The 13,048-nt window shown below is 60.4% G+C and carries 10 protein-coding genes; all 10 read right to left on the bottom strand.

What is annotated here, in order from left to right; genetic code table 11:
* Nucleotides 1-34 precede the first annotated feature (34 nt).
* Entirely contained in the window at nucleotides 35-1,417 is a 1,383-nt protein-coding gene (locus tag TM5383_RS02640) for a cytochrome P450 (protein ID WP_231725002.1), read from the bottom strand.
* Nucleotides 1,414-2,634 carry a hypothetical protein gene (locus TM5383_RS02645; protein ID WP_058317507.1) on the bottom strand — a complete coding sequence of 407 codons (1,221 nt, stop codon included), beginning with the start codon at nucleotides 2,632-2,634 and terminating at the stop codon, nucleotides 1,414-1,416. The genes TM5383_RS02640 and TM5383_RS02645 overlap by 4 nt, the downstream gene beginning before the upstream one ends.
* 100 nt (nucleotides 2,635-2,734) lie before the next feature.
* Complete coding sequence (locus TM5383_RS02650; RefSeq protein WP_058317508.1) at nucleotides 2,735-3,496, bottom strand: cytochrome c biogenesis CcdA family protein; 762 nt, start codon at nucleotides 3,494-3,496, stop codon at nucleotides 2,735-2,737.
* 154 nt (nucleotides 3,497-3,650) lie between these two features.
* Nucleotides 3,651-6,734, bottom strand: a complete 3,084-nt coding sequence (locus TM5383_RS02655; protein WP_058317561.1) for an Rne/Rng family ribonuclease — start codon at nucleotides 6,732-6,734, stop codon at nucleotides 3,651-3,653.
* 548 nt (nucleotides 6,735-7,282) lie between these two features.
* The gene (locus TM5383_RS02660) at nucleotides 7,283-7,957 is read right to left on the bottom strand and encodes an HAD family hydrolase (RefSeq protein WP_058317509.1); all 675 of its coding nucleotides are present in this window, start codon (nucleotides 7,955-7,957) and stop codon (nucleotides 7,283-7,285) included.
* Nucleotides 7,957-9,291 carry a sigma-54-dependent transcriptional regulator gene (locus TM5383_RS02665; protein ID WP_058317510.1) on the bottom strand — a complete coding sequence of 445 codons (1,335 nt, stop codon included), beginning with the start codon at nucleotides 9,289-9,291 and terminating at the stop codon, nucleotides 7,957-7,959. The genes TM5383_RS02660 and TM5383_RS02665 overlap by 1 nt, the downstream gene beginning before the upstream one ends.
* A gap of 14 nt (nucleotides 9,292-9,305) precedes the next feature.
* Nucleotides 9,306-11,090 (bottom strand): sensor histidine kinase, encoded by a 1,785-nt coding sequence (locus TM5383_RS02670; RefSeq protein WP_058317511.1) that lies wholly within the window; start codon nucleotides 11,088-11,090, stop codon nucleotides 9,306-9,308.
* A gap of 46 nt (nucleotides 11,091-11,136) precedes the next feature.
* Complete coding sequence (gene purQ / locus TM5383_RS02675; protein WP_058317512.1) at nucleotides 11,137-11,805, bottom strand: phosphoribosylformylglycinamidine synthase subunit PurQ; 669 nt, start codon at nucleotides 11,803-11,805, stop codon at nucleotides 11,137-11,139.
* 32 nt (nucleotides 11,806-11,837) lie between these two features.
* On the bottom strand, nucleotides 11,838-12,068 hold the full coding sequence (gene purS, locus TM5383_RS02680) for a phosphoribosylformylglycinamidine synthase subunit PurS (protein ID WP_058317513.1): 231 nt from the start codon (nucleotides 12,066-12,068) through the stop codon (nucleotides 11,838-11,840).
* Nucleotides 12,069-12,136: 68 nt separating this feature from the next.
* Nucleotides 12,137-12,898, bottom strand: coding sequence for a phosphoribosylaminoimidazolesuccinocarboxamide synthase (gene purC, locus TM5383_RS02685; protein WP_058317514.1), 762 nt, complete (start codon nucleotides 12,896-12,898; stop codon nucleotides 12,137-12,139).
* Nucleotides 12,899-13,048: the final 150 nt, after the last annotated feature.

Below are 13,048 nucleotides of genomic sequence, written 5' to 3' on the forward strand. Positions count from 1 at the left end.
TCAATGCGACAATCGACAGGTCCGCCCAGCAAAGTTAACGCGGTGTGAACCGTAACCAGATCCCGTCGCCGCCGCGCACGGTCAGATGCGCCACGGGCACTGGCGGCTTTTCGGTCACCACCTCAAACCGATAGGCGCGCACCAGCTGGGATAGGATCAACGGCCCCTCGACCATCGCAAAACCGGCGCCGGTACACACACGCTGTCCGGCGGAAAACGGCATATAAGCGTCCCGCAGGCAGGACTTGCCATTTTCCGTCTCAAACCGCGTGGGATCAAACTCATCGGGTCGCTCCCACAGGCGTTCATGACGGTGCAGGTGCCACGGCGACAAAACGATCTGGCTGCCAGCGGGCGCGGTGCGGTCGCGCAGCTGTTCTGGGCAGGTGTTTTCGCGCACCATCATGGGCACGGGCGGATACAGGCGCAGGGTTTCGCGGAACACATCGCGGCTAACCTGCAACTTTTTCACCACCGAAAACTCTGGCTGCACAGGGCTGGCCAGCACTGCGGCTTCTTCTGCCACACGATCCTGCCAGTCGGGATAAAGTGCTAGCAAGTACAACGCCCAGGCCAATGCGGACGCGCTGGTTTCATGCCCAGCAAGGAAGAAGATGGCGACCTGATCGACCATCTCTTCGGTATCGAAGCGGACACCGGTTTCAGGATCGGCGGTGGTCATGATCTTGGTCGCTAGATCATCGGGCGCATCGCCTGCGCGGATCGCCAGCATCCGCTCGGTCGTCAGTTGGGTGATCAACTGACGGATAACCTGCGCCGTTTGTTTGGTGCGGCGGCGGTGAAAGCGCGGGAACCAACGCGGCAGCGGCACAAAGGCGCCGAGGTTCAGCACCGGTTGGGTGCGCTGGTGTTCGCGAAACTGATCGAACACCTCTGTCGCGACCTGATGTTCGATTGGGATCGAAAACAGGGTGCGGAAAATCACGTCAGCGGCGGCGTGGCTGGTGTGTGCCTCCACCTCCACCGCCTCGCCTGTTGCCAGCCCCTGCATCCGCGCAACCGCCGCCTGCCCGGCCTGCCACATGGCCGGAAAGGTATCGCGCAGGCGGCCGCCTTCAAATGCGGGATCAATGATGCGGCGCTGGCGCTTCCACACCTCGCCGTTGGTCAGGAACACCGAATTGCCCAGCAAGGGCCGCAACCCTTCGCTGATGCGTTCGGATTTGGGGAAGTCATCAGGGCGCTGTTTCAGCACCAGGTCAACCAGTTCGGGCTGGTTGCACATATAGCTGCGGAAAAACGGCGTGCGAAATTCGGCCATCCATGCGCGGTAAAGGCGCTGGGGCTGGGCCGACAGGATATCGCGGCGAAATAGGCGCAGGTAACGCAGCAGCGACACTTTGTCAGGGCGCGGCGCGGGCTTCGGCGGTGGCGGTGACATCGGGCATTGGGTCATACCCCAGCCTCCGCCGCCATCGAGGTGAATTTGTTCACCGGCGTCTCCAGCCGCGATTTCGACGCCACACGACCGGCAAAGCGCTGATCTAACCGCTCTGGCCCCGCAGTGATGCGGAAATAGTCGTAGTCCCCCGGACGGTCAAAGGCGCAGAGGTATTGGAAATGCAGGCGGAAAAACCGCCAGCGCAACTCTTTCCAGCGCGCAGGGCTGAGGGTTTGAGTGAAGGCAGCCGAAATCACAATCGGCCAGCGTTTGCCTTCGGGCGCAACGCCAGTCACCGCCACCGGATCGCACAGCGCAAAGGCGCAGCCATCGCCCGGTGCGGTCACGTCGAGCCACGAAAGTTCATCGCGTGTGGACAGGAAATGCAGGTCGCGGCGCAACCGGTCAGCATCGGGCAGGAACGCCACCATGGGCACCACTTGGCCCAAAGACAGAAAGTTCAGCCGCGCGCCAGCCTCTGGCACCTCGCCAGCGCGGATCAGATCTGCGAGGATCGACACCGCCAGATGGGCACCGGAGCTGTGGCCAACCACCAGCACCTCATCTACATCCTGAGCCAAAGCCTCTGCAATCAGACCTCGGAATTCGCCTATCCGCGCCTCCAAAGGTGCGGGGTTCGCGCCGCGATAATGAGCTGAATAAGCGTAATCGTGCATCAGGTAGTAGGCGAAAAACTTGCCATCCTGCGCCTTGAACCAGCGCAGGACAAAGGGCACCACCGCCAATCCGCCCCATGCCGCCAGAGGGTGTAGCAGCGCCAGAACCGCGCCCGCCCCCCAGGCCAGTGCCAGCGCCAGCGCCAGCTGCACGATCAGAAACACCACTGGATATAGCGCAGCAATCACCGGCCCCTTGCGCAGGCGCATCAGTCGCCACAGGGCACCCGTGCTGATATAGGTCCATGCGGTGCGGATCAGTTGTAGGTAGGTCTGAACGATGCCCTGATCCATGCTGCCGCGCACCAGATCCGCCCAATACAGGACCTGGACATCCGTTTCCGTATGGTGCCCATCCTGCGTGCTGTCGACATGCCAGCCATAGGGGCCATCCAGACGTTTGGGGCTGAGCGTCAGATCATAACCGGAAATGGCCGCCTGCGCCGCGCCCTCTTTACGATACAGCTCGCGGTAACGGCGCGGATGGATCGGGTCATAGCCCGGAATGTAGAAAACCCGACGGGTCCGCACCTGTTGATGTGTCTGATCGGTCATGCGCTGCCTCTTTGCGCGTATCTTAGCGCAGATTTGGCACGTTACCACAACCGATCAGTGTTCTTTTGCAATTACTTAGCTAGGTAGCCAGATCGCAGGATCACCCCATCAGTGCCAGCGCAGGGAAGGTTTCCAAGAGCCAGTAAGAGAAGGCCGAGAAGCCGCCGGTCAGCATCAGCAGGCCAATGGTCCACAGCAAAAGGCCCATTACCTTTTCGATCTGTTCCATGTGGCGCTTCATCCAGCCCATGAAGCCTGTGAGGCGCGGCAGGAAGGCGGCGACCAGCAGGAACGGCACACCCAAACCCAGCGCATAAAGCGCCAGCAGCATGGTGCCGCGTGCCAGCGATGCTTCGGACGCGGCCAGCGACAGGATCGCGCCCAGCTGCGGACCAATGCAAGGCGTCCAGCCAAAGGCAAAGGCAAGACCTAGCACATAGGCACCAAAGGCCGAGCCACCGCGATCGCCCGCGTCCAGACGCGCCTCGCGGTCCAGAAAACCGATGCGGTAGACGCCAACAAAGTGCGCGCCAAAAATCATCACCAGAACACCGGCGATAGAGTTGAACCAGCCTTGATACTGCAAAAACAGCGTGCCAACGGCGGAGGCGGTGAAGCCAAGGAACAGGAAAATCGTCGACAGCCCCAGCACAAAGAACAGCGCAGGCATAACTGCGGCGCCGGTTTTGGCGCGTCCCTCGCTTAGGTCAGTGATCGACACGCCCGACATATACGCCAGATACGGCGGCACAATTGGCAGCACGCAGGGGCTAAGGAATGAGATCAAGCCAGCGAACAGGGCAATCGCCATGGCGGGCAACAAGGCGGCATCAATGATGCTGATATTTTCGAGTCCAAACATAACGCCTGCGTAGCGAATCCACGCGCGCCTGTCACCTGACGCAATGTCACAAGCCCGTGCCAAATGGTTACAGCGCCGCGATCCGGCGGAGCAACCAAAGAAAAACGCCGCCCTCTTCTCAGAGGACGGCGTTTTTTAATTATATCAGAAGGCCTTAGATCGACCACCAACCGCGGCGCTTGGGCTTGGGCGGTGCGGCGGGTTCCTCAACCGCGGGGGCCACTGCGACCTCTGCGACAGGTTCCGCAACAGCGGTCTCTGCTACGGGCTCAGGCTCGGCGGCGACCTCGGGCTCTGCTTCAGCAGGTGCTTCGGCAGCGACAGATTCGACCGCGACAGATTCTGCAGGGGCCTCTTCGGCTGCGGGCGCGTCTTCGACTTTTACGTCTTCCGCAGTCGCTTCCTCAGCGGGCGCTTCGGCAACAGGCGCGGTGGCTTCTGCCTCAGGGACTTCCGCTGCTGCAGTTTCTTCAGCTACGGCTTCAACAGGGGCCTCTGCGGGGGCTTCTGCTTCGGCTTCCACAGCCTCGCCTTCTGCACCTGCTTCGGCGGCTTCCGCATCAGCCGTTTCTGCATCAGTAGGCTGATCAGACTTCTTGCGGCGGGACCGACGACGGCGGCGTTTCTTCTCCACCGGCTTGTCGTCATCCCCTTCGGCGGCGGGCGCGTCGCCTTCAGCGGCCTCAGACGCCTCAGCATCGGCACCTGCCTCTGCTCCAGCCACCTCTTGGGCGTCACCTTCGACGGTCTCACCCTCAGGACGATCTGCACCACCCTTGCGGCGACGGCGACGACGACGGCGCTTCTTCGGCTTCTGCTCTTCATCCCCCTCGGCCTCGACCGCGGCGACCTCGGCAGCTTCCTGTGCCTCTTCGGCCTCAGCCTCTTCGTCGATCTGCTCCATCAGCGAGGCATCGACCGACACCACAGGCGCGGCGGGTTCCGCCACAACGCGCGTTGCGGTTTTGAACTTCTCGATGGTGAAGTCGGGGCTGACCAGCATCGGGTCGCCTTCGACACGCACGGACAGGCCGTAGCGCGCTTCGATCTGGGCGACGTGTTCACGTTTCTGGTTCATGATGAAGTTGGCGATGCCGACAGGGCATTTCACCAGCACTTCACGCGATCGGCCACGGGTGCCCTCTTCTTCGATCTGGCGCAGGATCGACAGCGCAAGGTTGTCGTCCGAACGGATCAGGCCGGTGCCGTGGCACGCAGGGCAAGGCTGTGTCGTCGCTTCGATCATGCCGGGGCGCAGACGCTGGCGTGACATTTCCAACAGACCAAAGCCCGAGATACGGCCGATCTGGATGCGGGCGCGGTCGGACTTCAGCTTATCTTTCAGACGTTTCTCGACCGCGTTGTTGTTGCGGCGTTCGTCCATGTCGATGAAGTCGATGACGATCAGACCGGCAAGGTCACGCAGACGCAACTGGCGCGCCACCTCTTCGGCGGCCTCCAGGTTGGTTTTCAGCGCGGTTTCCTCGATCGAGCCCTCTTTGGTGGCGCGGCCCGAGTTCACGTCAACCGCCACCAGCGCTTCGGTCACGCCGATCACGATGTAGCCGCCGGATTTCAGCTGAACGGTCGGGTTGAACATCCCGCCCAGATAGCTTTCCACCTGATAGCGCGCGAAGAGCGGCAGCTGATCCTGGTAGTTTTTCACGTTCTTGGCGTGGGACGGCATGATCATTTTCATGAAGTCCTTGGCGATGCGGTAACCGCGTTCGCCTTCGACCAGAACCTCATCAATCTCGCGGTTATAGAGGTCGCGGATCGAGCGTTTGATCAGATCGCCTTCTTCGTAGATTTTGGCCGGGGCAATGGATTGCAGGGTCAGTTCGCGGATCTGTTCCCACATGCGCTGCAGGTATTCGTAGTCGCGCTTGATCTCTGCTTTGGTGCGTTTGGCACCGGCGGTGCGCACAATGAGGCCCGCGCCCTTAGGCACGTCCATTTCATTGGCGATCTCTTTCAGTTTCTTGCGGTCGGCGGCGTTGGTGATTTTACGGCTGATGCCGCCGCCACGGGCGGTGTTGGGCATCAGGACGCAATAGCGGCCAGCCAGCGACAGGTAGGTTGTCAGCGCCGCGCCTTTGTTGCCGCGCTCTTCTTTCACCACCTGAACCAGCAGGATCTGGCGAACTTTGATGACTTCTTGGATCTTGTAGCGACGCGGGCGCGGTTTGCGACGCGGGCGAATGTCTGCGCTATCGTCTTCGTCAGCAACGGATTCGATGCTGTCGTCTTTGTCGGTCGCGTCGAGTTTATCGTCGCCGTCTTCGTCCTCATCATCGGAGTCGTCCGAGGATTCGTCGCCGTTGTCTTCGCTGGCCTCTTCCGAAGTGTCTTCGGAGGTTTCCTCGGATGCGTCTGCTTCCACAGCGGCATCGTCGGCCTTCGCCTCTTCGGCTTTTACCTCTTCAGCAGGTGCTTCTTCAGTCGCGGCCTCCTCAGAAGCTGCGTCTTCTGCCGGCGCATCTTCAGTCGGGGCTTCTTCCGCTACAGTTTCTTCTGCAGCGACCTCTTCAGTCGCAGCTTCAACAGCCGGCGCCTCTTCGGCAACGGCCTCTTCAGCTACCTCAGCAGGCGCGTCCTCTGCAGCCTCTTCCGCCGGCTCTTCAACCGGGGTTTCGGCAACAGTTTCCATCGGCGACAGGCCTTCGCCTGCCTCAGCCACATCAGCGGCGCCAACTTCGGTTGCATCCACAGCGCCCGTATCTACAGCGTCCGAGTCACCTTCTGTCAGGTCGATGGTTTCCATGCCCGCAATCGCGGTGTCACCTTCAGGGGCTGCCTGATCAACAACCGGCGCAGCCTCTTCAGACGATGCTTCGACCTCTTTGGTCGCTTTCGCGTCCTTGGATTTGGCCGATGCAGCGCGCGACCGCGAACGGCGGCGGCGCGGTTTCTTCTCTTCTTCTTCTTCCTCGGCCTTTTGCTGTTCAGCGTAGGCGCGCTCTTCTTCTATCAGCGCTTCGCGGTCGGCGACCGGGATCTGATAGTAGTCAGGGTGGATTTCAGAAAAGGCGAGGAAGCCATGACGGTTTCCGCCATAGTCCACGAAGGCCGCCTGAAGCGAAGGCTCTACGCGGGTAACTTTTGCCAGATAGATGTTGCCAGCAAGCTGACGTTTGTTTTCGGATTCAAAGTCAAATTCCTCAACCTTGTTTCCGTCGACCACCACAACGCGGGTTTCTTCCGCGTGGGTGGCATCGATAAGCATTTTCTTTGCCATGTTGTCCGTTTGCATCGCGCAAAAACGGCCCGACCCGGGGGCCCGACCTGTTGTGGCGGATGTCTGTCAGGGGCGAGTGCGGACGCGCGACGGGACAGGCTGCGGGCAGCCGTCTCAGTCAAACTCGTAGGTTTCGCGCGCCTCATCGCGTTTCTCTCCGGACGCTGCTGGCGGGTTTTAGCCCCTCGCACAGTGCGCCCATTACTAAGGCCTTGGTCGGTTCAAGCCGACCTCAGGCGGTCTAAACAGCCCGTTCACGCATATCGCGGCGCGGGCTCAATCGGTCTGATCGGAGGGTCGAGGCCAGTCATTTGTGGGCCGTCGGCCAATCTGTCGATCAGCGAAACTCATGCAGGGGGCGGATTTATCCACAGCACCCGTGGTTCGACCATAGTGCGTGCTGGGGATAAAATACAATGGGGAAAATGCGCATCCCGCCTTTTCGGGAAGGATTTACATCCTATTGAAGAGGCTGGGCTGCTTACAAAACAGGCCGCGACAGGTGGCAACAGTTTCCCTAAAGTAAATACACCTATAAGGGGTACTACCTAAGACGATCGCCCGCGTTGCGCACTGAGCTGTGCCAAGCCCACCGCCTCTGGCAGCGTTGCGGCAACCATTTGTCCAAGGTCAGGCAGCGGTTTGCCCGCAGGGCGCAGATCGGGGACCTGTACCGCGTGACACCCGGCAGCAACAGCGGCGGCAACGCCGCGATCGCTATCTTCAAATGCCGCGGCGCGGGTTGGATCAACGCCTAGGCGCGAGGCGGCACTCAAATACGGGGTGGGGTCTGGTTTCGGCGTCGCGACCTCATCCCCGCCGATGACAAACGCCACATGCCGCAACAAATCCGCGCGTTCAAGATGGTGCCGCGCGCGATCCCCTGCGGTAGAGGTGACAACCGCCATCTGCGCGCCCTGCCCCGACAGATCTGACAAAAGATCGGCCACCCCCGGCTTCACCGGCACGCCATCAGCTAGGGCGTGATCGAAGGCGTCGGTCCAAGCGGCCTCCAGCGCGTCAACACTGATATGGGCTGGCAGAAACCCCGTCAGCAGCGCCCGCGCATCCGGCGCGGCGGTGCCGATCAGGGTCAAGCCAAAGGGTTCTGTTTCCGCAGGCGGCAGTCCCATGTCGGACAGCACATCAACGAAACAGGCGATCGCCAGACGTTCTGTGTCCAGCAGCAACCCGTCCATGTCAAAAAGGTAGGCAGCAGGCATCACAGGTAATCAGCGCGGGCCAATCCGTATTTCGCCATCTTCTCGTTCAGGGTCCGGCGTGGCAGGCACAGCTCTTCCATGACCGACGCGATAGAGCCTTTGTGCCGGCGCATGGTGTTGTCGATCAACATGCGCTCAAACGCCTCAACGTACTCTTTCAGCGGCTTGCCTTCGGTGGTCATCACCGGCTGCATTTCCTCATGATCCGACATCAAGAGCGAAGCAATGGTGCCGGAGCCACGGCGCGATTGCAGTACCGCGCGTTCGGCCAGATTGATCAACTGGCGTACGTTACCGGGCCACGGCGCCTGCAGCAGCTGCGCGGCCTCTTGTGCTGACACCTGCGGGGTTTCGCAGCCGTATTCCTCGGCAAACTGTTCGCTCAGACGGGTGAAGAGCGTCAGGATATCCTCGCCCCGCTGGCGCAGTGGCGGCAGGGTGATCCGCAGGGCCGCAAGGCGGTAGAACAGGTCAGAGCGCAGCGCATCTTCGCAGGTGCGGTCCTGTTCCTGCATGTTGCAGATCGCCACAACACGGGTTTCCGCAGGGCTGCCTTGATCGTTGATGAACGAGAGGAGACGCGCCTGCAGGCTATCGCTCAGCGCTTCGACATCTTCCAGAACCAGCGTACCACCACGGGCCTCTTCGACGGCGGGCAATTGGCTGTCTTCGGGCAGCATCGGACCAAACAGACGCTTGGCCAGCGCATCTTCATCCCATGCGGCGCAGGACAAGAGCACAAACTTCTTACCGGCGCGCGATCCAACCGCGTGCAGCGCATGCGCCACCAGCGTTTTGCCGGTGCCAGTTTCGCCGTCGATCAGCACATGACCGTCGGCCTGTCCCAGATCCAGAATATCCTCTTTCAGACGTTCCATCGCGGGGGCGGAGCCGATGAGTTTCTTCATCAACTGGCCACCGTCGGACAGTTCACGGCGCAGCGCACGGTTGTCCAGCGTCAGACGGCGGGCATTGGTCGCCTTTTTCGCCAGTTCGGTCATCCGGTCGGGGTTGAACGGTTTTTCAAGGAAATCAAACGCGCCAACGCGCATCGCTTCAACTGCCATCGGCACGTCACCGTGACCGGTGATCATGATCACCGGCAACGCGCTGTCAGATCCCATCAGTTTTTTCAGGAACTGCATGCCGTCCATGCCGGGCATCTTGATGTCGGAAATCACGATACCGGGGTAATCGGGCCCCAGCGCCTTCAGCGCGTCTTCGGCACTGGCGAAGGTTTCCGTGTCGTAGCCCGACAGCGCCAGCCATTGGCTGATCGACTGACGCATATCCTGTTCATCGTCTACGATGGCGATTTTCATTGCTTTTGCCATGATGATCCCGGCCCTTATTCAGCCGCCTCAATATCACTTTCACCTGTTAAGATAGGCAGCTGCATCTCAAATACAGCCCCCCCACCCTCAGCATTGCGTGCTAAGAGGCGTCCCCCTAGGTCGTTCACGATCCCCGAGGAAATGGCAAGCCCCAGACCAACGCCATCACCAGGACGCTTGGTGGTGTAGAAAGGTTCGAACAGTGCATCCAGATCCTCGATCCCTTGCCCGTTGTCGCGCACGGTGAGGGTGACGGTTTCACCGGCAGCAAGGATCAGGTCCACCTGCGGTTCATCTACCGACTGCGTCGCGTCCAATGCGTTGCGCAACAGGTTGATCATCACCTGTTCTACGCGCACGCGATCGCCCATCACATGCACAGGCTCATCCGGTGTCACGCGGCTGATCTGTACCTTGCGGTTTTTCAGTTGTGGCTCCATCATCGACAGGGCCGAGGCCAGCGCATCGCCCATATTCACAGGGGTAAAGTGGTCGCCACCTTTGCGCGCGTAGGATTTCAGCTGGCGGGTAATTTGCCCCATGCGATCAATCAGATCGTCGATCCGCTGAAACGACGATAGCGCCTCTTCGGGGCGGTTTCGGTTCAGCAGCAACCGCGCGCCCGCCAGATAGGTCCGCATCGCGGCCAGTGGCTGGTTCAACTCGTGACTGACGGCTGCAGACATCTCACCCAATGCCGCCAGTTTCGACGATTGCGCCAGCGTTTGTTCGGCCACGGCGAGGGTCTGTTGCACCCGTTCACGCTCGGCGATTTCCCGCTGCAGACGTGTATTCAATGCGCGAAGCTCTGCCGATTCCCGCTGGAACAGCATCATACGTCCCGCGGTTTTGCGGCTGAGGGCGTAGAACGCTAACGCCAACAGCATGGCGAATCCCATAATTTCCAGCGCCAGAACACCGTTTACCTTGTCACGTACGCTTTCGTATGTGGTGAAGCTGGCGATGTGCCAACCACGGAAGGGAATGCGACTTTCCATGCGCATCACTGCCTGCCCCTGCACATAAGCATCAGCCGGCAGTGCGGTCCAATCGGCGGTGGCCTGAATGGCGCGCTGGATGGCAGACTGTGCCGGCGCCTTGGTCAATGCCTCTGCCTCTGTCTTGCCGCGCCAGCGGGGTTCGGTCGCCAGAATGATCGCACCAGTGCTGTCGGTGACCAAAACTGCGTCAGAAATACCCGCCCAAGCGCGTTCAAACTTGTGCAGGTCCACCTCAACCATGATCACCCCAAGGAGCTGCCCCAGATCCTCAATCCGGCGCGAATAGACGAAGCTGTATCCACCAGTTTCATTTTCCAGAACGGTAAACAGCGTCTCACTCGCCCTTGCGGCGTTGACAAAATAGGGGTCAGAGCGGTGCTGGCTGCCCAGACGGCTGCGATCCGTTGCAGCAACGGCACGGCCATCGGAATCCAGCAGCATCAGCGAGGCGGCGCCAATCTCCTCAACGAAGGAAATCAATCGTTGTGACGATGTTGAATAGTCTGACGAATTCAGCGCCCCGATCAGGGCCGGATCGCGCGACAACAGCTGCGGCACGATCGCGTTACGCCGCAACTCTGACAATAGGTTGCCAGAATAAAGCGCAAGACGCAGCTCCGCGCGGTTGCGGGTGTTTTCGGTAAAGCGGTCGGTCAGCAAAACATTGGTGACAACAACCGTGATCACCGCCAGCACAAACAGCAGCGCCAGCGCAATCCGCACACGCCAAGAGGTCAGCGGCGCGCGTTGCAGGGAACTGGTATTTGAGTCGGAGGGAGAATTGGGCAGCTCAGACATATGCCCAAGGTAAAGCAGCCCCCGTAGGGGCTGCAAGAGCGCATCGTTACGCGCTGACCAGTTGGTCCATCAGGCTGCGGAACATTGCCGATCCGTCAGCGCCACCATGGCGGGGATCTACCGCACGTTCAGGGTGCGGCATCATGCCAAGAACGCGGCGGTTGTCCGACAGGATGCCCGCGATATCACCATCCGACCCGTTGGGGTTGTCGGTGTAGGTAAAGGCCACACGATCCTCACCCTGCAGACGGGCCAGCAGATCGGCGTCAGCGTTGTAGTTGCCATCATGGTGCGCCACGGGAATGGTCACCTCTTGGCCCGCGCTGTAGCCAGCGGTGAAGGCGCTGTCAGCAGTCGCGACGTTCAGGCCCACCTGTTTACAGATGAATTTCAGCCCTGCGTTGCGCATCAGCGCACCCGGCAGCAGGCCGGTTTCGGTCAGGATCTGGAACCCGTTACAGATGCCCAGTGCATACCCACCACGTTCGGCGTGTTTCACCACAGACCGGCAGATGGGCGAGTTGGCAGCGATTGCGCCGCAGCGCAGGTAGTCGCCAAAGGAAAACCCGCCGGGGATGCCGACAATGTCGATCCCTTCGGGCAGGTCGGTGTCCTTGTGCCAGACCATGGTGACATCGGCGCCTGCGCGCTCAAATGCCACGGCCAGATCGCGGTCACAGTTGGAACCGGGGAAGACGATGACAGCAGCTTTCATGTGCTCTCTCCTCTTGAGTGGGTGGTCGCGGCTTAGGCCAGCTCGATCGTGTAGCTTTCAATCACGGTGTTGGCGAGCAACTTCTCGCACATCTCTTTGACGGTCTCTTCCGAGGTGCCATCGGCCAGATCCAGTTCGATCACTTTGCCCTGACGGACGCCTTCGACGCCCTCAAAGCCCAGCGCGCCCAGCGCGTGGCGCACGGCCTCACCCTGGGGGTCCAGAACACCGTTTTTCAGCATGACGTGTACGCGAGCTTTCATGTGCGTCTCTCCGGTCTCAGTCGTTATCTTGATATGCAAAACGCCCGGCATGACACCGGGCGCAGGAATTAGTTGATCAGGGTCGGCTTGGACACAGGCGGCTGGCCCTTGGGCATGACGCCCAGCCGGGTCGCAACCTCTGTGTACGCGTCGGTCAGACTGCCGAGGTCGCGGCGGAACACGTCTTTGTCCAGCTTTTCGCCGGTTTCAATGTCCCACAGACGGCAGCTGTCGGGGCTGATTTCATCCGCCACAACCAGACGCTGGAAATCCCCTTCGAACACGCGGCCAATCTCAATCTTGAAGTCGATCAGCTTGATGCCGACGCCATACATGACGCCCGACAGGAAGTCGTTCACGCGCAGCGCAATGCTCAGGATATCGTCCATGTCCTGCTGGCTGGCCCAGCCAAAGGCGGCGATATATTCTTCGGGCACCAGCGGGTCGCCCAGCGCGTCGTCTTTGTAGCTGTATTCGACAATCGGACGCGGCAGTTGCGTGCCCTCTTCGATACCCATGCGTTTGGCCATCGACCCGGCAGCGTAGTTGCGCACGATCACTTCCAGCGGGATGATCTCGCACGAGCGCACCAGCTGTTCACGCATGTTCAAACGCTTGAGGAAGTGGGTGGGAACGCCAACATTAGCCAGACCCAGCATGAAGTATTCCGAAAGCATGTTGTTCAGAACACCTTTGCCTTCGATCACGTCCTTCTTTTCGGCGTTGAACGCGGTGGCGTCATCCTTGAAGTATTGCACGATGGTGCCCGGTTCGGGACCTTCATACAGGGTTTTCGCTTTGCCTTCGTAGATTTTCTTGCGCCGTGCCATGACCACTCCGTCAGTGATCCGGGGCCGAGTCCCCGGGGTTGGCGCCCTCTTAGGGCAAGAACGCCTTTGTCGCAAGCGTGGTGAGCACATGTTGTCACAGGAATGTAACGTACCGGCAGCCCCGCCACGCTGCTGTGCAGCAAATTTGCC

This window comes from Thalassovita mediterranea, assembly GCF_001458435.1.
Lineage (GTDB): Bacteria > Pseudomonadota > Alphaproteobacteria > Rhodobacterales > Rhodobacteraceae > Thalassobius > Thalassobius mediterraneus.